The 22,675-nt window shown below is 70.3% G+C and carries 25 protein-coding genes and 3 pseudogenes; 19 read left to right on the top strand and 9 right to left on the bottom strand.

Translation table 11 applies throughout. The annotated features are described in order from the left end of the window. Position 1 precedes the first annotated feature (1 nt). The 9 genes from RE027_RS13630 to RE027_RS13590 all read left to right on the top strand — a co-directional run bounded on the left by RE027_RS13630 (position 2) and on the right by RE027_RS13590 (position 8,491). Complete coding sequence (locus tag RE027_RS13630; protein ID WP_368808819.1) at positions 2-781, top strand: metal ABC transporter ATP-binding protein; 780 nt, start codon at positions 2-4, stop codon at positions 779-781. Continuing rightward, positions 768-1,688 (top strand): metal ABC transporter permease, encoded by a 921-nt coding sequence (locus RE027_RS13625; protein WP_368808818.1) that lies wholly within the window; start codon positions 768-770, stop codon positions 1,686-1,688. Before RE027_RS13630 ends, RE027_RS13625 begins: the two co-directional genes overlap by 14 nt. A gap of 49 nt (positions 1,689-1,737) precedes the next feature. After that, a complete protein-coding gene (locus RE027_RS13620) occupies positions 1,738-2,148 on the top strand; it encodes a Fur family transcriptional regulator (protein ID WP_387921609.1) in 411 nt (136 codons plus the stop codon). Next, positions 2,145-2,561: a hypothetical protein gene (locus tag RE027_RS13615; RefSeq protein WP_368808817.1), complete on the top strand. Its 417-nt coding sequence runs from the start codon at positions 2,145-2,147 to the stop codon at positions 2,559-2,561. Before RE027_RS13620 ends, RE027_RS13615 begins: the two co-directional genes overlap by 4 nt. A gap of 191 nt (positions 2,562-2,752) precedes the next feature. Continuing rightward, entirely contained in the window at positions 2,753-3,553 is an 801-nt protein-coding gene (locus RE027_RS13610; RefSeq protein WP_368808816.1) for an ATP-binding cassette domain-containing protein, read from the top strand. A gap of 20 nt (positions 3,554-3,573) precedes the next feature. Continuing rightward, the gene (locus RE027_RS13605; RefSeq protein ID WP_368808815.1) at positions 3,574-4,323 is read left to right on the top strand and encodes an ABC transporter ATP-binding protein; all 750 of its coding nucleotides are present in this window, start codon (positions 3,574-3,576) and stop codon (positions 4,321-4,323) included. A 302-nt stretch (positions 4,324-4,625) separates the two neighbouring features. After that, a complete protein-coding gene (locus RE027_RS13600; RefSeq protein ID WP_368808814.1) occupies positions 4,626-5,102 on the top strand; it encodes a hypothetical protein in 477 nt (158 codons plus the stop codon). 24 nt (positions 5,103-5,126) lie between these two features. After that, positions 5,127-6,683, top strand: a complete 1,557-nt coding sequence (locus RE027_RS13595) for an ABC transporter substrate-binding protein (protein ID WP_368808813.1) — start codon at positions 5,127-5,129, stop codon at positions 6,681-6,683. Further along, positions 6,680-8,491, top strand: coding sequence for an ABC transporter permease subunit (locus tag RE027_RS13590; RefSeq protein ID WP_368808812.1), 1,812 nt, complete (start codon positions 6,680-6,682; stop codon positions 8,489-8,491). Before RE027_RS13595 ends, RE027_RS13590 begins: the two co-directional genes overlap by 4 nt. Positions 8,492-8,637: 146 nt before the next feature. Here RE027_RS13590 and RE027_RS13585 read toward each other — a convergent pair whose 3' ends face one another. Together RE027_RS13585 and RE027_RS13580 are read right to left on the bottom strand one after the other, a co-directional pair. Next, positions 8,638-8,757, bottom strand: coding sequence for a ribosomal protein bL36 (locus RE027_RS13585; protein WP_368808811.1), 120 nt, complete (start codon positions 8,755-8,757; stop codon positions 8,638-8,640). 24 nt (positions 8,758-8,781) lie between these two features. Next, positions 8,782-9,186, bottom strand: a complete 405-nt coding sequence (locus RE027_RS13580) for a CobW C-terminal domain-containing protein (RefSeq protein WP_368808810.1) — start codon at positions 9,184-9,186, stop codon at positions 8,782-8,784. Positions 9,187-9,756: 570 nt separating this feature from the next. Here RE027_RS13580 and RE027_RS13575 point away from each other — a divergent pair. Then, positions 9,757-10,137 (top strand): Fur family transcriptional regulator, encoded by a 381-nt coding sequence (locus RE027_RS13575; protein ID WP_368808809.1) that lies wholly within the window; start codon positions 9,757-9,759, stop codon positions 10,135-10,137. Positions 10,138-10,519: 382 nt separating this feature from the next. On the opposite strand, the gene RE027_RS13570 is transcribed toward RE027_RS13575, so the two are convergent. Beyond that, positions 10,520-10,867: a dihydrofolate reductase family protein gene (locus RE027_RS13570; protein ID WP_368808808.1), complete on the bottom strand. Its 348-nt coding sequence runs from the start codon at positions 10,865-10,867 to the stop codon at positions 10,520-10,522. Between the two features lie 366 nt (positions 10,868-11,233). Next, positions 11,234-11,797, bottom strand: coding sequence for a dihydrofolate reductase family protein (locus RE027_RS13565; protein ID WP_368808807.1), 564 nt, complete (start codon positions 11,795-11,797; stop codon positions 11,234-11,236). Between the two features lie 508 nt (positions 11,798-12,305). Here RE027_RS13565 and RE027_RS13560 point away from each other — a divergent pair. The 3 genes and pseudogenes from RE027_RS13560 to RE027_RS13550 all read left to right on the top strand — a co-directional run. Further along, positions 12,306-12,671: pseudogene (locus RE027_RS13560) on the top strand (ATP-binding cassette domain-containing protein); the annotation flags it as partial. A 430-nt stretch (positions 12,672-13,101) separates the two neighbouring features. Then, positions 13,102-13,509, top strand: a complete 408-nt coding sequence (locus tag RE027_RS13555) for a hypothetical protein (protein ID WP_368808806.1) — start codon at positions 13,102-13,104, stop codon at positions 13,507-13,509. Positions 13,510-13,778: 269 nt separating this feature from the next. Then, positions 13,779-13,994 carry a hypothetical protein gene (locus tag RE027_RS13550; protein WP_368808805.1) on the top strand — a complete coding sequence of 72 codons (216 nt, stop codon included), beginning with the start codon at positions 13,779-13,781 and terminating at the stop codon, positions 13,992-13,994. Between the two features lie 22 nt (positions 13,995-14,016). Here the strand turns inward: RE027_RS13550 and RE027_RS13545 are convergent, their stop codons facing one another. Then, positions 14,017-14,715: a helix-turn-helix transcriptional regulator gene (locus RE027_RS13545; RefSeq protein ID WP_368808804.1), complete on the bottom strand. Its 699-nt coding sequence runs from the start codon at positions 14,713-14,715 to the stop codon at positions 14,017-14,019. Between the two features lie 73 nt (positions 14,716-14,788). Between RE027_RS13545 and RE027_RS13540 the strand changes: the two genes are divergently transcribed. The 3 genes and pseudogenes from RE027_RS13540 (at position 14,789) to RE027_RS13530 (ending at position 17,394) form a co-directional block, all read left to right on the top strand. Then, positions 14,789-15,529: an alpha/beta fold hydrolase gene (locus RE027_RS13540; protein WP_368808803.1), complete on the top strand. Its 741-nt coding sequence runs from the start codon at positions 14,789-14,791 to the stop codon at positions 15,527-15,529. 103 nt (positions 15,530-15,632) lie between these two features. Then, positions 15,633-16,453: pseudogene (locus RE027_RS13535) on the top strand (DDE-type integrase/transposase/recombinase); the annotation flags it as partial. Between the two features lie 278 nt (positions 16,454-16,731). Next, entirely contained in the window at positions 16,732-17,394 is a 663-nt protein-coding gene (locus RE027_RS13530; RefSeq protein ID WP_368808802.1) for a hypothetical protein, read from the top strand. 327 nt (positions 17,395-17,721) lie between these two features. Here RE027_RS13530 and RE027_RS13525 read toward each other — a convergent pair whose 3' ends face one another. Beyond that, complete coding sequence (locus RE027_RS13525) at positions 17,722-18,300, bottom strand: cupin domain-containing protein (RefSeq protein WP_368808801.1); 579 nt, start codon at positions 18,298-18,300, stop codon at positions 17,722-17,724. Between the two features lie 330 nt (positions 18,301-18,630). Between RE027_RS13525 and RE027_RS13520 the strand changes: the two genes are divergently transcribed. Then, positions 18,631-18,912: a hypothetical protein gene (locus RE027_RS13520; RefSeq protein ID WP_368808800.1), complete on the top strand. Its 282-nt coding sequence runs from the start codon at positions 18,631-18,633 to the stop codon at positions 18,910-18,912. Positions 18,913-19,087: 175 nt separating this feature from the next. On the opposite strand, the gene RE027_RS13515 is transcribed toward RE027_RS13520, so the two are convergent. From RE027_RS13515 to RE027_RS13505, 3 genes and pseudogenes are all read right to left on the bottom strand, one after another. Beyond that, positions 19,088-19,483, bottom strand: a complete 396-nt coding sequence (locus tag RE027_RS13515) for a hypothetical protein (RefSeq protein ID WP_368808799.1) — start codon at positions 19,481-19,483, stop codon at positions 19,088-19,090. 164 nt (positions 19,484-19,647) lie between these two features. Next, positions 19,648-19,719, bottom strand: a pseudogene (locus RE027_RS13510) (hypothetical protein); the annotation flags it as partial. A gap of 12 nt (positions 19,720-19,731) precedes the next feature. Further along, complete coding sequence (locus RE027_RS13505) at positions 19,732-19,980, bottom strand: RCC1 domain-containing protein (RefSeq protein WP_368808798.1); 249 nt, start codon at positions 19,978-19,980, stop codon at positions 19,732-19,734. A 978-nt stretch (positions 19,981-20,958) separates the two neighbouring features. Between RE027_RS13505 and RE027_RS13500 the strand changes: the two genes are divergently transcribed. Together RE027_RS13500 and RE027_RS13495 are read left to right on the top strand one after the other, a co-directional pair. Beyond that, complete coding sequence (locus RE027_RS13500) at positions 20,959-21,093, top strand: hypothetical protein (RefSeq protein WP_368808797.1); 135 nt, start codon at positions 20,959-20,961, stop codon at positions 21,091-21,093. A 127-nt stretch (positions 21,094-21,220) separates the two neighbouring features. Next, complete coding sequence (locus RE027_RS13495; protein ID WP_368808796.1) at positions 21,221-22,399, top strand: PucR-like N-terminal domain-containing protein; 1,179 nt, start codon at positions 21,221-21,223, stop codon at positions 22,397-22,399. Positions 22,400-22,675: the final 276 nt, after the last annotated feature.

The raw sequence follows: 22,675 nt of genomic DNA, 5'->3' as shown, positions 1-22,675 counted from the left end.
TGTGTCCCCGGCGGTGGTGGAGCTCGACGGCGTGTCCGTGCGCCTGGGCGGCACCCCCGTGCTCGCAGACGTCGACCTGGCCGTTCCCGCCGGGCAGGTCCTCGGCATGCTCGGGGGCAACGGCGCGGGCAAGTCCACCCTGATCAGGGCGGTCCTCGGGCTCGTCCCGGTCTCCCGCGGGCAGGTGCGTGTCTTCGGCGCCGATCCGATCGGGGATCGCCGGCGTATGCCCTGGAACCGGATCGGCTACGCCCCCCAGCGGGTGAGCGCGCCCACCGGGGTGCCCGCCACCGCCGCGGAAGTCGTGGCCACGGGGCTGCTGGACCGGCGCCGGCTGCGTCCGGGCCGCACCGACCGGGCCCGCTGCCTGGACGCCTTGGAGGAGGTGGGCCTGGCGGGGAGGGCCCATGAGAGCGTGCAGATCCTCTCCGGAGGCCAGCAGCAACGCGTGCTGCTGGCCCGGGCGCTGGTGCGTGACCCGGACCTGCTGATCCTCGACGAGCCCCTGGCAGGCATCGACCAGCACTCCCGTGAGGTACTGGCCACGACGATCGCCGGCCTGCAGGAGCGGGGCACGACGATCGTGCTCGTGCTGCACGAGCAAATGGAACTGGAACCACTGATCCACCGCACCGTGGTTCTGCACGCCGGCCGGCTCGTCCACGACGAGCCGGGCCCCGCGGCGCCCCGGTTCCCCCGGTCCGTTCCCGTCCGGGAGAGCATCCCGGCCCGTTCCTGTCCGCCCCACGTCCACAGAAACCGAGCCGATGCCTCTTCTTGACTCCCTGGCCACCATGCTGGCCAGCCCCCTGATGCAGCGCGGACTGATCGTCGCCGTCCTGGTGGGTGTCTCCGCCCCGGTGGTGGGCACCTACCTCGTCCAGCGCCGCATGGCCCTGCTCGGGGACGGCATCGGCCACATGGCTCTCACCGGTGTGGCCGCCGGCTGGCTCGCCGGAGCCGCCGCCGGACTGACCCCCCACGACCTGTTGGCCGTGCCCGGAGCCGTGGTCGCCTCGGTGCTCGGGGCCGTGCTCATCGAGACGGTCCGGGCCCGCGGGAGGACCAGCGGGGATGTGGCACTGGCGCTGCTGTTCTACGGCGGGATCGCCGGAGGCGTGCTGCTGATCGGGCTCGCCGGGGGCACCTCCGCCAACCTCACCGGCTACCTCTTCGGCTCCATCTCCACCGTCACCGGACTCGACGTCGTCCTCACCGCCGCACTGAGTGCTGTGATCCTCGGTGTGGGCCTCGGGCTGCGCCCCGCCCTGTTCGCCCTGTGCCACGACGAGGACTTCGCCCGGGCGGCCGGTCTGCCCGTGGGCACCCTGAATCTGCTGATCGCCGTGGTCGCGGCGCTGACCGTCTCGGTGTCCATGCGCGTGGTGGGAGTGCTGCTGGTCTCGGCGGTGATGATCGTGCCCGCGGCCACCGCGCAACTGGCCTCCCGGTCCTTCGCCACCACCATGCACCTGGCCATGGGCATCGGGGTCCTGGTCTGCGTCACCGGCCTGTCGATCACCTACTTCCGCCCCCTCTCCCCGGGGGCGACCATCGTGGTCCTGGCCATCGGGGTCTACGCGGCCGTGTCCGTCACCGCACCACTGTTCACCGGCAGGCTGCTCCATCGGCCTCCGGACTCCACGACGACTGCTGGGAGCCCTCCGCGCGTCCCGGAGGAGGTCTGAGCTGCAGCGGGCCACACGGCAGCGGGCCACACGGCAGCGGGCGGCGGTCATGGAACTGCTCGAGCACGCCACACAGTTCTTGAGCGCCCAGCAGATCCACGACGTGCTCATCCACCGGGGGCACGCCCTGGGGCTGGCCACCGTCTACCGCACCCTGCAAGCACTCACCGACACCGGAGAGCTCGATCTGCAGCGCGCCGAGGACGGCGAACACCTCTACCGGCGCTGCCACCGCCAAGGCCCCCACCACCACCTGGTGTGCCGGGCCTGCGGTGCGGCCGTGGGCCTGCCCGGCACCGGCCTGGAGCGCTGGGCCGCCCGACAAGGGCAGGTCCACGGCTTCACCCGGACCAGCACCACGGTGGAGCTGCGCGGGCTGTGCCCCTCCTGCTCCACCGACCCCGTCCCGTCCCGGTCGGTGGCCGCCCGGGGCCGGGCAGCTCGACAGGAAGCCTCGTGAATTCCTTGGCCCACCAGCACCCGGAGAACCGGGCTGAAGCACCGAAGCACCGGCAGTGCATCCGATTCCGCACCCCAGCCACCCCCGTGGTCTCGCAGTGTTCTCGAAGAACGACACCGCACAGCCGGACCACGCCACCGAAGCTCTCCGTGCTGGTGCGGATCGCACTCGATGCCAGCCACGCCGAGATCATCGTCACCGGCCGGATGACCACGCACAACCAGCAGGGCCTGCACCCGGTCATCGACCGAGTGCGCACCCTGGCCCCGGCCACGACCGTCACCGTGGACCTGACAGAAGCCCACGTGGAGGCCGGTGCGGCACAACGACTGCGCCAGCGCATTGATCGGGGCACGGGTGGGGCCGTGCACGTGCTGCCTCCGGGGGAGACCATCCGCACCGGCCCACGGTGAAGCCGGGGCGGCACCACCCGCACAAGCACCGCCACACCCCTGCAGCCGACTCGCCCCTGGGTTCGGTGGGGCTCCTCAGGGGTGCTCACGCTCCTGCTGGGCCGGGACAGAGCTCGCAGCCCGATTTGTTCTCTGAGAATGACAATCATTACTATGAGGGGTCGTCGGTGAACGTGACCATAGGGAGAAGCATGCGCGGTGATGCCCAGATCGAGGTGTCGGACCTGGGGGTCACTGTGGCCGGCCGATCGCTGCTGCAGGGAGTGGACCTGCAGGTGCGACCCGGCCGGCGGGTGGCCCTGCTCGGAGCCTCCGGATCGGGAAAATCCCTGACGGTGCAGGCCCTGCTGGGCCTGCTGGGACCGCAGTTCCGCGTGCAGGGCTCCCTGCGGGTCGCCGGGCGTGACCTGCCATGGCGTCAGGCGCCGGGACGGCGCCCGGGGATGGCAGCGGTGTTCCAGGACTCCCAGGCCGCGCTGAACCCCGTGGTGCGCCTGGACCGGCAGCTCCTGTCCGCGGTGGCCCGCCGCCGCCAGGTCAGCGCCGCAGCCGCCGCACAGATCATGGCGAACCTGCTGGGCGAGGTCGGTTTCGAGGACCCGGAGCGGATTCTGGGCGCCTACCCCTCCCAGCTGTCGGGCGGGCAGCGGCAGCGGGTGTGCCTGGCCCTGGCGATGGCGGCCTCCCCGCAGCTGCTGGTGGCTGATGAGCCGACCACGGCCCTGGACATGATCAGCCAACGCCACGTGGTCGAGGCCCTGCGCCGGTGCACCGGGCAGGGCCGCAGCGGACTGCTGTTCATCACCCACGACCTGGCGGTCGCCGCCGACCTGTGCGAGGACGTCGTGGTCCTCGAGCACGGGCGCGTGGTCGAGACCGGCTCGATGGAGCAGGTGGTCCGCTCACCGCAGGCGGCGTTCACCGCCTCCCTGGTCGCTGCCGCCCGGGCCGGTCTGCGGCCCACCGAGCACGCGCTGGGGGCGGCATCGTGATCGAGGGACCGGAACCGACCATGCTGCACGGCGTCGGACTCACCAAGAGCTACCGGGCAGGTTCCGGGGTCGTGGCCGCCGTGCGCGGGATCGACCTGGAGATGCGCGAGGGCGAGTCGGTGGGGCTGGTGGGTCCCTCCGGGTCGGGCAAGTCCACGGTGCTGTCCCTGCTGCTGGGCCTGGAGCGCCCCGATGAGGGTGAGGTCCGCTTCAACGGGGTACCCCTCACCGGACGACAGGAGATCCGGCGGGCCCGGCAGGCGGTGCAGTACGTCCCGCAGGACCCGGCCTCCAGCCTGGACCCGCGGCGCACCGTCGAACGCCAGCTGCAAGAGCCGCTGCGCCGCTTCCGCATCCCGGGCGACCACGCGATCCTGGTCCGCGACGCCCTGGAACAGGTCGACCTCGGCACCGAGCACCTGGGCCGGCGCGCCCACGAGCTCTCCGGCGGCCAGGCCCAGCGGGTGGCGATCGCCCGCGCCCTGGTGACCGGTCCCCGGATCCTGCTGGCCGACGAGGCCGTCAGCGGACTCGACCTACCGCTGCGCAACCAGGTCCTGGAGCTGCTGAAGGACCTCCATGTCCGGGCAGGCCTGGGGCTGCTGTTCGTCTCCCACGACCTCACCGCGGTCCGTCTCCTGTGCGACCGTGCGCTGGTGCTCGACCACGGGCAGGTGGTGGAGCAGGGTCCCACCGACCGGCTCCTGCAGACCCCCTCCCACCCGGTGACGCAGGAGCTGGTGGATGCTGTTCCGCGCCTACCCGCCTGAGACCCGCACCCAGCTGGTGTTCGACCTCGGCTTCCACGCCGTGATCCCCTTCCCGGCCGGTGCCACGGCCGGGGAGTACGGCCTGGGTGCGGCCGCGATCGGCGTGGTGCTCGGGGCGGTGGTCGGCCCGGTGCTGGGTGCTGCGCTGCTGGGCTGGGGGCTGGACGCGGCCCTGGGCGCGGGCATCACGGTGTGCAGTGCCGTCACCCTGCTGTTGTGGTGGCGACTGCCCACTCCGCCCGCACCCGGATACCGGCCCCACCGGCAGGCCCCAGCGCACTGGCACACCCGGGCGCCGGCGGGTGCCGGAATGCCTGCGCGACCGCCGGTTCCTCGCCCTCTGCGCCCTGGTCCCGGTGAACCTGCCGGCCTGCAACCAGCTCTACTGCGCGGTCCCGGTGGAACTCGACCGCCGGGGGCCGGGGCAGGAGTGGCTGGGCGGACTGCTCCTCTTGACCTCCGTGCTGATGATCACCCTGCAGCAGTCCGTCGCCGCAGCGGCCCGCCGGATCGGTCCCAGGCCCACCCTGTCGGCCGGTCTCGGGCTGCTGGCAGCAGCTGTCGCCGTGGTCGCCACCACCGCGGTCCAGCCCAGGGGGCCCGAGGGGGAGGCGGTGGCGCCGGTGCTGATCACCGTGACGGTGCTGGTGCTGGGGCACATGGCCCTGACCCCCACGGTCCTGTCCCCGGTGCCCGACTTCCTCCCCGCCCGGGGCGCCACCGGCTCCCCGGGCCCCGACTTCACCCTCAACTTCACTGTCCAGCTGCCGATCCACTGATCACCACCATGAAAGGGCCCTCTGATGCCCCCTCGCTCCTCCGTCCTCACTCCTCGCTCTGCTCGCCGGACCACCGGCCTCGGGCTGGCCGCGGTCAGCCTGCTGCTGCTCACCGGCTGCTTCGCCGAGGGCTCCAGCATCTCCTCCGCAGAAGGCTCCGGCGAGCCCACCGACGCCCGGGTCGAGCTGGCCATGCTCCAGCCCCCGCGCTCGGGGTTGTCCCCGCTCAGCGACGACGCCTTCAAGCTCTCCCGCTGGTCCACCGCCGAGACCCTGGTGCGCCTGGATGAGGCCGGGGACGCGCAGCCGATGCTGGCCACCGCGTGGGAGCAGCTCGATGACACCACCTGGTCCTTCACGATCCGCGACGGGGTCACCTTCCACGACGGCACGGCCATGACGGCGGAGAACGTCGCCGCTTCCTTGGACCGGGCCGTGACGGCCGAGCCGGCCCCGCGGATCCTGGACGGGGTGCAGATGAGCGTGGCCGCCGAGGGCGACACCGTGCGGGTGACCACCGCCGAGGCCGATCCGCTCGTGCCCCAGCGGCTGTCCAGCCCGCAGCTGTCGGTCCTGGCCCCGGCCGCCTACGAAGGCAGCGCGGTGGACCCGGTGGGCCACGGCACGGGGCCGTTCGAGCTCACCGCCGTGGACGGCACCTCGGGGGCCACCCTGGAGCGCTACGAGGACCACTGGAACGGGGCGGCGGCCGCAGCCGGCATCGATGTGTCCTTCGTGCCCGACGGCACCGCCCGGGCCGCCGCACTGCGCACCGGCGAGGCCGACGTCGTCGAGGCCGTGCCCGTGGGCCAGGCCGCCCAGGTCGAGCAGGAGCTGTTGGAGGAGGTGCCCATGCCGCGCACCAACACGCTCTACCTCAACACCGAGGACGGCCCGTTCGCCGACGCGGGCCTGCGCGCGGCCGCCCGGCAGGCCCTGGACCCGCAGACGATCGTGGACGGGGTCTACGAGGGCCGCGCCGACGTGGCCGCGGGACTGCTGGGCCCGGCGATCCCCTACGCGGCGGAGAAGCGCGACACCGAGCCCTATCGTGAGCTGCTCGCCGACCGCCCCGAGGCGGGGGACCCGGCGGGGAAGAAGATCACCATCGGCACCTTCACCGACCGGGCGGAGCTGCCCGAGGTCGCCGTGCAGCTGCAGCAGCAGTTGGAGGCGGCCGGTTTCGAGGTGGAACTGGAGGTGCGGGAGTACCAGTACATCGAGGCCGACGCGATCGAGGGTGCGTTCGACGCCTTCATCCTCTCCCGGGCCACGGTGCTGGACTCCGGGGACCCGGTGGCGTACATGGTCAGCGACTTCGGCTGCGAAGGCTCCTTCAACATCTCCCAGTTCTGCTCCGAGACCGTCGACGCCGCCCTGGACAAGGCCGAGAAGGCCGCCCCCGGGGAGGAGCGCCGGACGGCGATCCTCGAGGCGGAGGCCGCGATCCTGGCCGAGGACGCCGCGATCCCGATGCTCCACGAACGTGTCATCCAGGGCGAGCAGGACGGTGTCGAGGGTGCCGCCCGCGATCCGCGCGAGCGCGAGCTGATCACCGCCGAAACCACCGTCGCCGAGTGAGCCGCGTCAGTCAGGTGGCGGCCAGGGGAGGGGTGGCGGCCCTGATCTCGCGGACCTTGGCGTTCTTCGCGGTCGTGGTGCTCATCGGGGCGCTGCCGTGGCTGTCGGGCAACAGCCCGGAGTACACGGTCCTGCGTGCCCGCTACGCCGACCGGCCGGCCACCCCGGAGGTGCTGGCCCAGATCCGGACCGAGCTGGGCCTGGACGCAGGCCCGCTCGCGGTCTTCACCGACTGGGCCACCGGGGTGCTCACCGGGGACTTCGGCACCTCCTGGATCAGCGGAGACCCGGTGCTGCCCGGTGTCCTGGGCGCCCTGGGGGTGTCCCTGACCCTCATGGGTGCCGCCCTGGCGGTCGCGCTGCTCGTCGCCGCCCTGGTCTGCCTCCCCACCGTCCGGGCCGGGCTGGCCGGACGACCTGCCCGAGGGGCCGGCGCGACGGCGGCTGCGCTGACCGCGCTGCCGGAGTTCCTCCTGGCGGCCGTGCTGCTGATCGTGGTCGCGGTCTGGGCAGGCTGGTTGCCGCCCTATGGTTGGCGTGGCCCCGAGTACGTGGTGCTGCCGGCCCTGGCTCTCGGCCTGCCTGCGGGCGGGCTGATCGGCCGGCTGCTCTCCACAGCCCTGGCCGGGGCCTTCACCGAACGCTGGGTGCACACCTGGGCCGTGGCCGGGCACTCCCGGGCGCGGATCGCCGCCGCGGCCCTGCACCGTGCCCTGCCGGGGGTGATCGGACAGATCGCCCTGGTGATTGTCGGGCTCACCGGTGGAGCGGTACCCGTCGAGGAGGTCTTCGCGATCCCCGGTCTGGGTCGGACCCTGCTGGGGGCTGCCGCGTCCCAGGACATCCCGGCCCTGCAGGCCGGTGTGCTGGTGCTCCTCGTCCTGGCCGCAGCCGTGGGAGCCCTGACCGCTCTGATCCGCCGGGTCCTGCTCGGTCCGGCCGCCCGCACGGGGGACCTGCCCGTGCCCGGACCCCCCATCAGCCAGGGACGGTCGTGGTGGGTGGTTCCGGCTGTCTCCGGCGCGGCGCTGCTCGCGCTGGTCGTGGCCGGGCTGTTCCGGGACCCCTACACCTCCGCCCACGCCCGGCTCGAGGCGCCCTCCTGGGCGCTGCCGCTGGGGGCCGACGCCGCCGGGCGCGACGTCCTGGCCCGGGTGGGCCACGGCGCGCTGGACACCCTGGGCCTGGCCCTGGTCGTGGTCGCCGCCTGCCTGGTCATCGGCCTCGTCATCGGACTCACCGGGGCGTGGTCCACCGGGCCGGTGGAGGTCACCAACGCGGCCCCACCGATCATCGCCGGCATCCTCGTCGTGGCGATGGCCGGCCCCTCGGCCGCCGGCGCCGCCCTGGCCGTCACGCTGGTGAGCTGGGCGCCCCTGGCCGCCCACACCGCCGCACTGGTCGCCGAGATCTCCGCACGGCCCTACGTGCGCGTGCTGCCCCTGCTGGGGGCGGGACGCACCCGCATCCTGGCCGGGACCGTCCTGCCCACCCTGCTGCCGGAAGTCACGCGGCACGCGCTCCTGCGCCTGCCCGGCACCGCCCTGGCCATCGCCGGCCTCGGGTTCCTGGGACTGGGGCAGCAACCACCGGCCCCGGAGTGGGGGCTGCTGCTGGCCGAGGGCATCAACTACGTTGAACGCGCCCCGTGGACCGTACTGGGTCCCGCCGTGGCCCTGGTGCTGGCCTCGGTGCTGGCCGTCTCGCTCTCCAGCGCCGACAGCACCAGGCGGCCCCGCCTCGGGCAGGGTTCCCCGGCGCCGGAGGCGGCCGAGGGGCCGCGCCCGCAGACCCTCGTCGGCCGCTGAAGCGGGCACCCACGACCACGGGGGTGGGGGGTCGCACCGGGCACCCGGTGCGACCCCCACCCCCGTGGTCGTGGATCTGTGAGGACATCAGCGATGGGCCAAGACCGGCCCGATCACTGCTGTTGCCGTGCTGACCCGCCCCGGGGTCAGCCTTGACGTGCCTTCATTCGGGGATTCTTGTTGATCACAAAGGAGCGACCCCGTCGGCGCACGACCTGCGCGCCAGGGACCTTCTTCAGGGCACGCAGCGAGTTGCGTACTTTCATGTCCTTCTCCTTCTGCTGAATGGTTCATTGGGTGGTGTTCAGGTCGAAAGGATCGGCGAGCCCGGTGGTCCCGGACATCATTTCCGCCTCGGTGAGCTCACACCAGGACAGGAGCCGGGCGAACTCAGCCGCATCCATGCCCTCACCGGTGGCCGCAAGCCAGGTCCGGCGCTCTCCCGGGTGCTCTGCAACGGTGCTGGGCACGTCCTGTTCAGGGGTGGTGAGAGGCAGGTCGGCTTCCTGGGCCACCGGCCACGGACCGGCGTTCTCCAACCACACCCGCGGACCGATGCCCTGGACGGTGACGCGGTGTTCGGGGGCTACCGCCAACCAGACCTGTCCTCGCAGCCCGCAACAGCCCTCGGCCATGCTCGCCAGAGCCTGCCGGAAGCGTTCGGGATGCAGCGGGGCGCAGACCTGATGCACCACGGTGCCGAACGGTGAGGTCCGCCCGGCCAGCACAGACGGCGAGGAGGCGAACGGGCCCGGGTATCCAGTGGTGGAGCGATGGATTGCCTCGATCGGGTCTTAGCGGCTCGAGCGGACATCGGCGGCGTTCGTCCCGCGCAACGCGGGTCGCGGGGGGCGTTTGACCTTCATTCTCAACTAGATGAGAATGGGTGACGGAGCAGCCTCGACCGCAACACCTGACCTCGCACCGGGTCTCACGAGTAGCGGACTTCACCACCCCGGAGGCCCGACGGCCTCATCATCGTGGGACTACTTGGTCCGGGTGAGCTGGTCGTTGTCCATGCATCCGGGCGGGATGTGGGTCCAGCCCCCACAAAAAATCTTGGTGCGGGCCGTCTGATCGGCTGCTGGTCCACCATCGGGGTCATCGATGCGGCGGTGGACGCAGATGGGCCCGCCATCATGGTCTTCCTGTCGTTCTCATCGGGGTGACGTAGCCAACATGCACGGGTTGCAGTGGTCTCGGCCGCCGCACTGATGAACTGATCCGCCCCTACGCCCCCCGGGGACACCACGAAAGGTCCGGCCATGTCCCGAGCCACACGGCAACGCACCGCGCTCATCGGATTGCTCGAGCGCACCCCGGAGTTCCGCTCCGCCCAGCAGATCCACGCCATGCTGCAGCAGGAGGAACAAGCGGTGTCCCAGGCCACCGTCTACCGCACCCTCAGCGCCATGGCCGCGGCCGGGGAGGTCGACGTGCTGAGCACCCCGGGCGGGGAGGCCCGCTACCGCCAGTGCCGGCAGACCGAACACCACCACCACTTGGTGTGCCGCACCTGCGGCCACGCCGTGGAGGTCAGCGAATCACTGGTGGAGCGCTGGGCAGCACAAGCCGCTCGCCAGCACGGTTTCACCTCCCCCTCCCACTCGATCGAACTGCACGGAATCTGCGCCTCCTGCCAGTGAGACCCACCGCATCAGCCATCGACCGCTCACGTCCCACCGCGTGACCGGCCGGAGCCGGAGCGTCCTTCTCGGGGAGTGCTTCGCCCCCTCCGGCGAGACGCTGTGGCCGCCCAGCGTCCTGGTGGGGCATGCACGTGCTTGCGGGGCGGTAGCGCAGCAGGACGTTGCCTGAGCCGGGGAACGGTCGGGCTTCCAACAGGGACAACGCAACGGGATACAGGAACAAGGGCAGGCCGGCGGCGAGGGCAACAGGACTGTGACGGTCAGGTGGAGCTCATCGATCAGTCCACGGGTCAGCAGGCCGTTCCACACGATGCGACTGGCGAAGGCGAGGATGTCTGCGGTGCCGTTGCGTTGCTCCTGGGTCAACCACTGGCCCACGTCACCGCGGCCGATGACGGTGGTGGTGGAAGCCCAGAGGGGCCGTGGCCACCTTCAGGGTGTCGGAGACGACGACCTCGGGGATGCGATTGTCGATGCGGCCGACTACCCGGTTGTCCTGGCTCAAGGCCCGGTGAGCCGGGTCCTGCGGGGCGTCGGCGACGAAGGGCCAGTAGCTGCTGAAACCGTCGAAGGAGGTTCGGCCCAGCAGCACGGTCCCGGCCGAGCGGATGCGCTCGAGGTTGTAGGCGTCGAAGAACTCGTCCATGGCGGGCACCACCGGGTTGCCGTTCTCATCGGCGTGGAACCCATCCTGGGAAACGATGTTGTTGACGATGAGACGGCGCATGGGTGGCTCCTCGATCCTGTGCTCGTGCGGAACAAGAACCGGTCAAGGCGCCCGGCGGATCCATCAGCCGGTGACCGTCCCGGGGTTCGTGCCTCAGGCGGAACCCATGGCATGTGTGGCCCTCTCCACGGGTCCTGCCCCGTGCGCTGAGGGCAGGACCGGTTGCCCGGCTCGGTGCAGCCCCGAAGTGGTGTGGTCCTGACAGGGGAGTCATGTACAGGACGGATTCTCGGCGATGCGGGGATCCGGCGGGCTATCGCGTGGGGATGCTCTGGTGACGGCTTCCGATGTTCTCCTGGTCCTGGCGTCTGCGGTGCGGCATTGCACCAGCAGTTGGTGCGGCCACTTCGCCTCTTGCCCCATGAGCTAGGGACGGACGACGTCGTAGGTGATCTGGACCATGCCGTTGTCGAAGCGGCGCTCCCGGACGAGTCGCAGATCCAGTGACAGCCCGTCCGGGAAGACGGCGGTGCCGCCTCCGACGATGACCGGGCACAGCAGGAGCTCGACCACGTCGACGACCCCCAGCAGCAGGGCGCTCCTGGCCAGGGTCGGACCCTCGACCGTGACGTCACCGGGGGCCTCGGACTTCGCCCGCGCGACCGCCTCGGCGGTGAAGGCGCGCTCGAGCCGGGTGCGCTCGGTCCAGGTCTGTGCGAGGGAGGAGGAGAAGACGACCTTCTTGGCGCGCTTCCAGGTGTCCGCGAAGTGCGCTGACTCTGGCGACCAGGTCGCGGCGGCCGGATCGGTCTCCCAGATGGCCATGGTCTCGTACATGCGGCGCCCGTAGAGGTAGGTGCTCACCGATGCCAGGTCTGCGGTGAGGGCGGCGACGACGGCTTCGTCGGGTACGGCCCAGGAGAAGTTTCCCTGGGTGTCGGTGTTGTAGCCGTCCAGCGAGGAGGCTACGGAGTAGATCACTTTCCCCATGCCCACACTCAACCCGCCTGATGTGATCGGGCACAAGAGGCGGAATGCACTTGAGGTTCCCAGGAAGCGGCGTCCGGTGCGGCGGAAGTACATGGCGTCGCCAACGACGAAGACCGAGCCGAGGATGGCCAAGCCGCATCCGAGCAGGAAGATCGCCGCCGGCAGAAAAGGAGATCCCGTCGGGTGCTGGATGCGGGAGACCTCCATGAGCGCGAACATGGCCAAGGCGATACCGGCACCGGCCCCGGTGAGAGTGAGAGCGAACAGACGAAAGGACCCGGCACGGTTCGCCCCGAACGATCCAACGGCATCTGTCCCACTACCCGAGTCCCGGAAGAGCTCCGCCTCTGTCCCAGTGCCCAGAAGAAAACGACGGCGCCTACGAGCAGGACAACGCCCGCGCCGATGAAAGATCCTGCTGGGCCGTGGACGCTCATCGTGATGACGCCCGGCGCGCCCAGGATCAGAAGTCCCGCGTAGACCAGGGCAGCACCTCTCATCAGAGCCGCTGGCCGAGAAGGCGACCACCCGGCTGGACAAGCTCTCGGGGGGTCAGCAGCAGAAGGTGCAGCTGGGGGTGACGATCATGAACACCCCGGAGCTGCTGATCCTGGACGAGCCGACGAAGGGGTTCGATCCGGTCAACCGGCGGCTGCTGATGGACATCATCGCCGAGCAGCGGCGAGCCGGGGCCACGGTGATGATGGTGACCCACCAGAGGGAGGAGGTGGAGAGGCTGTGCGAGCGGGTGATCCTGCTCAAGGACGGTATCTCCCACGCCTACGGCACGGTGCGGGCGGTGCAGGAGCAGCTCGGGTCCACCACCTACCGGGTGACCCACACCGGGGTGGTACCAGCCTCACACCACTACACCCTGCGCAAGCGCGGGTTCTGGGTCGCGATCCTGGCCGTACCGGTGGTGATTGCGATCATCTTCTGATGCCGACGTCGCGGGAACTCCATCAATGGCCCTCGCCTTCCTGTTTGCCGGACTGGCCTTCCTGGACCGAGGTCTGGCCGAAGTAAGGGGCACGACGTTGAAGGGTCGGGACCGCCGGGCCGCTGCCGGGAAGCTCGCCTTCTCAGCAGCGCTGTTTCTGAGCGCCGGCAGACTTCTGATGGTCGGGGACCGACCGCCGGCGCGGGCTGGGTCCAGGACTCTCCGTTGGGCGGAGGCCGCAGAGTCGTGTGCGGGCCAAGGTACGTCGCGTCATTCCGTGTCAGAGACTTGCCGGGGCACAACCCGGCGCGCACTCTGGTGGCACGGATGGAAACGGAGACAACCACGAGCGCAGGAGGGGGCCATGAAGCGGCTTGCTGCGGTGTCAGCAGCACAACTGTGTCTGGGCGTGACGGGGCGGCGCAGAGCCCTCCGCGACCGGATCGCCTACGACGTCGGATTCCGGCGGGGTGCGGCCGAGAACATGGAAAGCGATCAGTGGTTCAGAGGCACCGCCCTGTCCGCCCCCAACTTCATGCTCATACTCCAGGGAGTGTGCACTGCCCTGCTGCTGGTGCGTCCCCGCCGCTGGGTGGCGCGAGTGCTGGGCGTGCTGGGCACGGTGATGATATGCGGCCAGGCCGCGGAACGGCCGGCCCGCGCGGCCTGGTGTCACTGGGATGCCCGGATCGCGCCTCTGACCGCCGCCGCGACCGTACTGGCTGCCGTCATGACGTGGTGGGGCCTCGTCGGTGGCCCCATAGAGGATTGAGCCTGTCGCAGGGATCGCAGCAGCCGATCTCAACGGCTCCGTGGCGGCCCCGCTGGAAGTCTGGTCCGCCACAGGCAACGGGCGCCACTGCAGGGGCGCTGCGTGCGGCGAGACCATGCCTCCCACCGACGGGTCTCGCGCAGTCGGGCCGCCCTCAGCGGTTCACCGGCAGCCTCAGCCTATGCAACCTGTCGGCGGCCGGGCAGGCGGAGATCTGTGCACGAGCAAGCGGCGATGCGTAGACCGCCACGACGAGTACGGAGGACCCGATGGACCCGGACAGGCAACCGCGTGGGTACCTGACCGCGATGCTCGCCGGCGCCGGGATCATGGAGCTTGCCCAAGTGGTCGGCCGGCCGCCGGAAGGGCGCTTCGAGGTGTCATTCGCCTGGTTCACCGCGGCCGCGGCAAGCGTGGCCGTGTCGCTGACGCTCCATGAGTGGCGACAGCCCCACCGGCCGCCCCGGGGGAACTGGCTGTACTGACCGGAGAGGTTGATGGAGTGACTCACTCTGCCCGACCATGCACCGGTCTGGCGTTCGCTGGGGGTTCTCCGACCTCGTGGATGGTATGGCCGCCGCAAGCCGTCTGGGTGACGCTGGCCCGCTCGATGCGCGACACGGTGAACCATCGCATGGCGTTGCGCAGTCGGCACCACCCCACCAGGTACCACTGGCCGTTCGTGGAGGCGAACAGCACGGGTTCGACGTCGCGGGCGGTCGTGGTCCCGTCTCCCGATGTGTAGCGAATGCGGATCACTTGCTGTTCGGCCATCGCCTCCTCCAGTGCCGATCTGATGGTGCGCGAAGAGGGGGGCATCGCGTTGACCCAGACGCGGCCGGCCAGCTCGTCGGCTCTTGCCCGGGTTCTGGGATCGAGGACGTCCAGGATCTTCTGGATCCCGGCTGCTGCCAGATCGGAGCAGGGGGCATCGGGTGCAGCGGACACGGCCGCCATGAGCGCCACGGCCTGTGCTGGGGACAGGCTGACAGGTGGCAGGGACGCGCCGACGGCCAATCCGTAGCCACCGCCCGGACCTGGACGCGACCATACGGGCGCGCCGCTGTTCTCGAGCGCAGCGAGGTCTCTCTTGACGGTGCGCACGGATACGCCGAACTCCTTCGCCAGCCGTTCGGCGGAGCAACCCCGTGATCCGTTACGGCGCAGCATCTCGGTCAGGGCATGGAGTCGTTCTGCTCGCTTCACTGTTCAGCCCACCGCGAATTCATGACACAAATAGTGACATGCACCTGCCCGTAGCACCTCGGAAGGTGGAGTCATGACAACTACGACGAGCAGTCCGACCATCATCCTCGTCCCCGGCCACTGGCTGGGCGCTTGGGCGTGGGATGAAGTCCTGGAACACCTCAAAGCCGACCACTCTCGTGCAGTCGCGATGACGCTGCCCGGTCTCGACGGGGACGATCCTGAGCGTGCCGAGAAGACTCTCGACGATCAAGTCGCAGCGGTCCTGGACGTCATCACTCGACTCGGAGCCTCCGACGACGAGCCCGTGACACTCGTTGCTCATAGCGGGGCCAACGCCCCCGTCAGCCTCGTCCTCGACCGGCACCCTGGCCTTGTCCATCGGGTGGTGTGGGTCGACTCCGGCCCCATGGCGACGGGAAGCGCCTTCGCCCCTGACCTCCCGGAGGGGGTGGAGGAGCTCCCGCTGCCGTCCTTCGACGTCCTCGCACCGCAGGCGAGCCTCGAAGGCCTGAGCGCCGAGGTCCTCGAGCGTTTTCGCACCCGGGCCGTCCCTGAGCCCGGCGCCGTGCTTCGTCAGCCCGTCGAGCTCACGAACGATGCCCGCCGCAAGGTCCCCACCACCCTGGTGTGCTGCTCGATCCCGAGCGCGCAGGTTCTGGAGCTGGCCCGAGGAGGTCATGCCATGTTCGCCGAAGTCGCGAACATCGAGCACCTCGACGTCATCGACCTCCCGACGGGGCATTGGCCCATGTGGAGCCGTCCCCGCGACCTCGCCGAGGCCATTCAGTCGGAGGCTTCTCGAACCGACTGAACTGCACGTACAACCTGAAGGGGCCAGCCGAGTCCGGCTGGCCCCTCTCCGTCTCCGAGGGGATTCATGACATCCAAACGCTGCTCCCACACCACGCCACCGGCTGAAGGTCGCCCGCCTCGTCGTCGATGACGGTTGGCCGATCAGCGAAGTTGCCGCCCGCTTCCCGGTCTCGTGGCCCACGGTCAAGAGATGGGTCGAGCGATACCGGGTAGGCCAGTCGATGCAAGACCGATCCTCGCGGCCACACCACTGGCCGAACACAACCAGCGCGAAGACCGCCTGTCGCATGTCGACCGTGCTGCCGGTGAACCCATCCGTCGGTACGAGCACGACCATCCCGGCTCCATGGTTCACGTAGATGTGAAGAAGCTCGGCAACATCCCCGACGGTGGAGGCTGGCGCTACGTCGGCCGCCGACCAGGCGAGAAGAACTGCACCAAGACACCCTGCAAGCCGCGCCATGAACACAGCGACCCACTTCCGGGCTACGCCTACGTCCACACCGTTATCGGCGATCATTCCCGCGTCGCCCACGCCGAGATCCACGATGACGAAACCGCGCAAACAGCCACAGCGGTGCTCGTTCGTGCTGTCGAGTGGTTCAACCAGCGGGGCATCACCGTCGAGCGGGTTCTGTCTGACAACGGGGGTGCCTGCCGCTCACTCTTGTGGCGGGACACATGCGCCGAACTTGCAATCGAGCACAAGCGCACCCGCCCGTATCGTCCACAGACGAACGGCAAGACCGAGCGCTTCCACCGCATCCTGGCCGACGGCTGGGCCCTCGCCCGCTGCGATACCTCCGAGGCTGAGCGTCGTGGGGAGCCATATGGCTGGCTGCACCATCACAACCATCACCGATCCCACACCGCATGCGGCAGCCAGCCGCCCTTCTCACGATCGATCAACGTGTCCGGTCAGTGCAACCAGCCACATACGCCGCAAGCGCCCCGGGCACCGTCCTGCAGCCCATGGCGTTCGCTCTCGCACCGACTCGCGAGCATTTGTGACGGCTCATCCGGTGCACCCATAACGATCTCGGCGCCAACCCTCCGGCTCCATCACCCGAGCTCCGCTGAGATGACGAGACTGGGCCCGTGGGCGCCGCTCGACGCCGCCTGCAGCTCCAGATCCCATCCACTGCACCTGCCGTGGACAGCGTCCGGCCCGTCCTCGGCACCCAGCCACGAGGACCGATCATGAACACCACCCAGCGCATCACCGCCGCGGCCGCTGCCGTCCTGCTCCTCGCCGCCGCACCGGCCGGGGCGACCGCCCCCGAGCCCGCCTCGCCGGCCGAGCCGCCGGCCGAGATGCAGTGGCCGCCGCCCAGCACCCACGGCAAGTTCGTGCCCTACCCTGACGAGGCGAACCAGCCCTTCACCATCGCCGCCTGTGACTCCGAGGTCACCATCTCAACGGGCGACCTCGACGAGCGCGAGTACCGCTCCCTGGTCACCACCGAGGGGGACACGGTGTTGGAGCACCGCGGCGACCTCACGCTCGACATCACCCGTGCCTCCGACGGCGCCATGCTCGACGAGGTCGGCGTGGACGGCCGGAGCTTCGAGACCTACGCCGCCGACGGGACCTCGATCGAGATCAGCGGCTCGGGATCCGGGGTCGTGTTCGCCTACAGCGAGCTCGAGGCGCAGGCGTTCGCCGAGGCCGGGCTGCCGGAAGCCTTCCTCTTCCTGTCCGGGGAGCTGGCCGGGACGATCACCCTGGAGCCCGCAGCCGAGCCGGGACAGGAGCCGACGGTGGTGTCGGCGGAGATCACCGAGAACTCCACGGAGTACGTCTTCGACCTGTGCGACCTGCTCGACCAGGCGGCCGCCGACCAGCAGACCCCCTCTCCGTGAGCCGGCCTCGCTGACCACCAGCGCACCTCACCGGGCCTCCGCCGGCACGGGCAACGCCCCGGTCTCCGCGGTGGAGGCCGGGGCGTTGTGCGGGATGGAGAGCAGGTCAGGCCATGCCGGAGGCGTTGATCTTCGCGAGGTCCTCGTCGGAGATGTCGCCGTCGAAGTTCTCGTCCTCGTAGGCGCCACCCAGGGCGTCCTCGCCGAGGTGGATGTCGGCGACGTCGGGGGCTCCTGCGAAGTCGGTGCTGGTTCACCCACGATGTGTGCGCCGCCACCAGCGAAGACCTGCCACCCGTGGCGCGGAACGGGGCGTCGGGCGAAATCTCAGCGGCAGTACCGCTCCTCGAGCCGCCGGTCCATGCCCCGGGCCCGGGCCCGCTGTGCCAGTGCGTGGATCACCGGCCCGGCCACCCGGGAGACTCCGGGCAGGCGCATGTCGGTGAGCTCCATGATCCACGCCGTCACGAACGGGTTGCGCGGCACCCCGTTGGACCCGGACAGCCCGTCGCTGGCCAGCCCGTAGAGGATCGGCAGGCCTTTCTCGAACCCTTCGCTGGCCGGAGTGATCTCGACCAGGGCTCGCACCCTGGACGAGCCCTGGTTCACCCACCGGTGCACGGTGTTCACCGGCGCTGTGGCCTTCTCGCCGGGCAGCACGACCTGAGGCTGCTTGGCGACCTCGACGGTCAGGGCGCCCTCGAGGATCTCGAAGTGCTCGGAGGAGTGGAGATGGTAGTGGCGGGGCACGCCGGCGCCCGGCTCGGCCACGAGGTGGACGAGGGTGTACTTCCCGCCGGTCTCCGCGCTGGTGCGCAGGAAAGTGACCGCGTCGTCCTGGAACGTGTTCCGGTGCGCGGTACGCGTGGCGAGCAGCTCGTCGATCTCCGCCTGGGTCAGTCGCATGTCGATCCCCGTCCGTGCGTTTCTGCTGGTCACAACGCTACGCCGAGGCCTGGGCACGGGACCTGCGTGCGGGCAGATGACGACCGGGAGCGTCGAAGGCCCGCTCCGCGGTGTGCGGGGGAGGGGTAATGACCTCGGCGGGCTGCGTTCGGGGCGGCCGGCAGGCCTCGGCGGGTGGTCTCCCCGGCGACGGTGACGTCCAAGGTCGTGATCACCGCTCCGCGAGAGCTGCCGCCGACGCCGAGCGACCGGATCGCCAGCACTGAGACCGGCCGGCTGGCGGATGCGACCTTCCACGACGGAAACCGGCCCGCCAGTCGATGAGATCCTTTGCGACGACACGCACCCAACGGTTCCGTCGCGGCCGTTGCCGACGACCGGAACGCGGAGGCACGATCTTCATCTCTGCTGATTCCGGAGGCCGGCACCCATCACTCCCTCATCGTCTACGCGGAGTACGTCGACCCGTGGTTCTGGGAAGACCAGGTCGGCCACATCTGCGCCACCACGACGTACTCCTACGAGAACGGCACCACCTGCGTGGTGACCGAGGCGCTCACCGCGGTGGACGGCACCATCCGCCACGACATCGTGGACGTCTCGTGCAGCTGAGCCCGGCCTGACATCCGCCGGACCTGCCCTCAAGGACAGGGGCTGCCCCTCGACCGAGAGCTGATCGGGACGGATCAGCGGGAACTCCAGGGCGGCGGTCGTCCGTTTCGTCAGGGGAGGCCTGCGCGCGGACACGCGACGCCCCCCCGGCCTCTGAGCTCGCCGGCCGATGAGGTCAGCGCCTGCGCGGGATCCGGCGGACCATGGCCACGCTGCTGCCGGGCACGATGCCGTACATGAACGACCCGACCAGCTCGAAGTCGTGCTCCTGGACGGTCCGGGCGATCTTGTTCTGCCCATCGTCCGCGCCGGTGAAGCCGGTGACGGCGCCCGTGGCGAAGACCGGTCCGTCTCCGGTCTCGCTTTCGACGACCCTCCACCGGGTGGGTCCCTCGTACCCGGGGCCGGCGTCCTCGCCCCAGGTCACGACCATGGCATAGAGAGTGTCGGTGCCTTCCTCCAGGTGCTCGATCGCCTCGCTGACGCTGCGGCGCAGGACGTGGATGTCACCGCCGCAGTCCCGCTCCAGGTGCTCACGCAAGAAGGCCAGCAGGGCGTCGTCGTCGGGCATCAGAGGCTCTCCTTCGGCTCCGGGGCGGTGTCCACGGCACCGATGGTAGATCGGTTCCGGAGAGGAGGAAATGCTCCCGAGCTCGTCGTCCGGCGGTTCGCTCCGCGGTTGAACAGGTGACCCCGGGCGATCGCCTGGTGGAAGGGGTCGTCGCGGGCGGCGGGTCAGCCGTTGAGCCGGCTGGCCGGGACCGGCACGGACGAGTCGGTCCGGGTGCCGTTGCCCAGTTGCCCGACCTGGTTCCAGCCTCAGGCCCAGATCGTGCGAGCCGTGGTGAGCGCGTACGCGGAGTGATTGTTCGAGTCGATGCTCTCGACGTCGGGAAGGCCGGTGACCCGGACCGGCGCGGACGCCTCCATCGTGGTGTCGTCGTCCGGCTGCCCGGTGTGGTTGGAGCCCCAGGTCCAGACCGTGCCGTCCGACGTGAGCGCGTACACGGAGGATTGATGGGCTGCGAGGCTCTCGACGCCGGACAACCCGCCGACCTGAACCGGCACGGTGGAATGCGGGGTGGTGCCCTCGCCCGGTTGCCCGGCGGTTGTGAGGACCAGCGAGGTCTCTTGCAAATGCTATTTCCTGGCGCGCGTCGCCGCCCGCCTGTGACGGCGAGCACCTCCTGTGTGGCGCCAGCCCGAGTGCTCGTCAAGCGGCCCCTGAGTGACCGCGGCCCCGGCGCCGGCCGGCGGGAGCCGCCCTGATGCCAGTACCCCTCACCACGCCGAGGTCGGAACCCGTTGTCCGGACGTGGTGAGCAGTTTCCGCGGTCGTCGGTGCGTCCCGGGTGGGTGGCCCGGCCCCGGGGCGAGGCTCACCGCACCGCACCTGGTGGGCCGGTCCCTCGGGGATGGGGTCCGCGTCGAGCGGATCGCTGAGGTGATGGGCCGCCGTCCCTGGCGGGGAGCAGAGTCGCCCCCCGACGACCGATCATCTGATCACAGGTCTGCTGCCCACCAGGGCGGCGGTCATCCGGTCGATCTCCGACGTCCAGCCCCCCGGCCGGTCGCGTCGATCCAATCCACGTCGAGCGGGGCAGCCCCCCGGCTGATCACCCTTCGTGATACGTCAACTATACCGCTCGTCGGCAGAAAGGACACTTTTCATCTTGTCCCCCTTTCGGTGGCCACGACCAGCAGCATCCCCGGGGACACCCTCCCGGAGGAGCCGGTGCACGGTGTGCAGGACCAGCACGATCCGTGCGGGATCCGGCGCTGAGGGTGCCGAGGGCGGTGACGGGGACCTCCTCCCCGCCGTCCGTGCTGTCGAGGAGCTCGTCGGACTGCGCCTCGACCGAGGCGGCGTCGGGCAGGTCGTAGCCCCTGCGCAGCACGGCCCTCACCACCGCCCAGGAGGCCTCCGGGACAACTGCCAGGAGGTCGGCCGCGGAGCGGGTCCGGTACCGTTGCCGGCCCGTTCCGGGCAGGGTGGGGGGAGAACGAGTCGGTCGAGTCCGTCGTAGCGCGGAGAGGTGGTACCCCATGATCAGGACCAAGCAGGAGTCGCCGCAAGATCCCAGCTGGTGGTGGAGGATGGGACATCTTCTGGACCGTGTGCTGGATGCGGTCAGTGTCGTTCCCCTGCTGGGCTGGCTGATCAGGATCATCGGACGGTGAGTCAGGTGCGAGGGCGACGTGATCGAGAGGACGGCGGGTGAGCCCGCCGACGGGGCGGGCGTGCCACCGGCAGGACGACACGGACGCCGGTCACAGAACGGTGGCGACGTGGTGAAAAATGAGGGCCATGCCGGAGCTGAACCACGACCTGCCCTGGACGGCGCTGCCGCCGTCGTTGACCCCTCTGGTGACGCCGCACCTTGCGGCTGTCGCCCAGGAGCTGATGGATGCGGCCAGCCATGATGTCCCCGTCTATGCCGCTCCCCTGGAGGGTCCTCTGCGGGAGGAGATCCGGCTGGGGGTCGAGGCCGCCCTCAACCGCTTCCTGAGCCTTGCCGGCACCGGCCGGCCGGCGTTGCAGGAGGAGGACCGACGCATCTACGAGGGGCTCGGCCGGGCTGAGGTGCACCAGGGCAGACCGATGGATGCCCTGTTCGCCGCCTATCGTTCGGGGGCCCGCACCACCCTGCGGTCGTTGTCGCGGGTGGCCGTGGACGCCGGCTTCGAGGCTTCGGTGCTGATCGCCCTCACCGAGTCGGTGTTCGCCTACATCGAGGAGCTCTCCGCGGTCAGTGCCCAGGGCTACGCCGCCGAGCAGTCGGAGCGCGCCGGGGAGCGGGACCGGCTGCGGGAGACGGTCGCGGACATGATCATCCGGGGCCATGGCGACGAGGAGTCCGTGCGCACCGCCGCCGCCGCGGCCGGGTGGCCATTGCCCGAGCGGGTGGTCATGGTGACGCTGGCGGCCGATCAGCACACCGGGCTGAGGTCCCGGCTGGGGGAGAGCGTCCTGCTCACCTCCCGTCCCGGTGATCTGGTGGCGGTGGTCCCGGAGCCTTCTTCTGCGAGCGGGCGCAGGCAACTGGAGCGGGTCCTCGCCGGACGAGGGGCCGTGGTGGGCCCGGCCCGGCCCTGGCGGGCGGCACCGGACTCGCTGCGGCTGGCGGTGACGGCCCGGGACCTGCTGCCGCGTGAGCAGCCGGAAGCCCAGGAGCCGTTGTGGGTCACCGACCACATCCTCACGCTGGTCCTGCAGACCGAACGGTCCTTGCTGGAGGATCTCGCCGCCCAGCGACTGGCACCCCTCGACACGCTGCGCCCCGGCCAGCAGGAGCGGCTGCACGCCACCTTGCTGTCCTGGCTCAAACACCACGGCCACCGCGCAGAAATGGCCGCCGAGCTGGGCATCCACGAACAGACCGTCGGCTACCGGATCAACCAGCTGCGCGAGATCTTCGGCGAGGACCTCAACGACCCCCGGACCCGTTTCGAGCTCGAACTCGTGCTGCGTGCCAACGGCAGGTAGGGGCCCAGCTGTGCCGTGCGCGTGGGGATCCTGGCGGACCGGGACACGACCGACCGGGACGCCGGCCACGACAGTGATGTGCCCGGCCGGGCCCTGGTGAGTTCTCCGGTCGCAGCACCCAGGCCCCCATCGGCCGGTTCGGTCGTCCCGGTGCGCCGCTGTGCGGTCAGGTGTCGCCCGTCACAGCGGATCCGGGCCGGACCGCGTACAGTGGAGTCCAGTTGTTGAAGTTTCGTTTTTCGCATTTCAAGCAGTTCGCCCGATCCGGGCGCAGCA

The organism is Kocuria sabuli, from assembly GCF_040981185.1.
In the GTDB taxonomy this organism is placed as follows: Bacteria; Actinomycetota; Actinomycetes; order Actinomycetales; family Micrococcaceae; genus Kocuria; species Kocuria sabuli.
The sequence above is the reverse complement of the archived record's forward strand: the minus strand, read 5'-3'. Positions and strand labels throughout refer to the sequence as shown.

What these genes read in the sequence shown, in the direction of transcription:
- RE027_RS13620 (WP_387921609.1), top strand. Translation starts at nt 1,738, where the DNA reads ATGGAACTGCTCGAGCACGCCACACAGTTCTTGAGCGCCCAGCAGATC.
- RE027_RS13530 (WP_368808802.1), top strand. Translation starts at nt 16,732, where the DNA reads ATGAACACCACCCAGCGCATCACCGCCGCGGCCGCTGCCGTCCTGCTC.
- RE027_RS13570 (WP_368808808.1), bottom strand. Translation starts at nt 10,867, where the DNA reads ATGCGCCGTCTCATCGTCAACAACATCGTTTCCCAGGATGGGTTCCAC.
- RE027_RS13515 (WP_368808799.1), bottom strand. Translation starts at nt 19,483, where the DNA reads ATGCCCGACGACGACGCCCTGCTGGCCTTCTTGCGTGAGCACCTGGAG.
- RE027_RS13575 (WP_368808809.1), top strand. Translation starts at nt 9,757, where the DNA reads ATGTCCCGAGCCACACGGCAACGCACCGCGCTCATCGGATTGCTCGAG.
- RE027_RS13540 (WP_368808803.1), top strand. Translation starts at nt 14,789, where the DNA reads ATGACAACTACGACGAGCAGTCCGACCATCATCCTCGTCCCCGGCCAC.
- RE027_RS13585 (WP_368808811.1), bottom strand. Translation starts at nt 8,757, where the DNA reads ATGAAAGTACGCAACTCGCTGCGTGCCCTGAAGAAGGTCCCTGGCGCG.
- RE027_RS13555 (WP_368808806.1), top strand. Translation starts at nt 13,102, where the DNA reads ATGAAGCGGCTTGCTGCGGTGTCAGCAGCACAACTGTGTCTGGGCGTG.
- RE027_RS13565 (WP_368808807.1), bottom strand. Translation starts at nt 11,797, where the DNA reads ATGGGGAAAGTGATCTACTCCGTAGCCTCCTCGCTGGACGGCTACAAC.
- RE027_RS13625 (WP_368808818.1), top strand. Translation starts at nt 768, where the DNA reads ATGCCTCTTCTTGACTCCCTGGCCACCATGCTGGCCAGCCCCCTGATG.
- RE027_RS13605 (WP_368808815.1), top strand. Translation starts at nt 3,574, where the DNA reads ATGCTGCACGGCGTCGGACTCACCAAGAGCTACCGGGCAGGTTCCGGG.
- RE027_RS13500 (WP_368808797.1), top strand. Translation starts at nt 20,959, where the DNA reads ATGATCAGGACCAAGCAGGAGTCGCCGCAAGATCCCAGCTGGTGGTGG.
- RE027_RS13550 (WP_368808805.1), top strand. Translation starts at nt 13,779, where the DNA reads ATGGACCCGGACAGGCAACCGCGTGGGTACCTGACCGCGATGCTCGCC.
- RE027_RS13525 (WP_368808801.1), bottom strand. Translation starts at nt 18,300, where the DNA reads ATGCGACTGACCCAGGCGGAGATCGACGAGCTGCTCGCCACGCGTACC.
- RE027_RS13610 (WP_368808816.1), top strand. Translation starts at nt 2,753, where the DNA reads ATGCGCGGTGATGCCCAGATCGAGGTGTCGGACCTGGGGGTCACTGTG.
- RE027_RS13495 (WP_368808796.1), top strand. Translation starts at nt 21,221, where the DNA reads ATGCCGGAGCTGAACCACGACCTGCCCTGGACGGCGCTGCCGCCGTCG.
- RE027_RS13595 (WP_368808813.1), top strand. Translation starts at nt 5,127, where the DNA reads ATGCCCCCTCGCTCCTCCGTCCTCACTCCTCGCTCTGCTCGCCGGACC.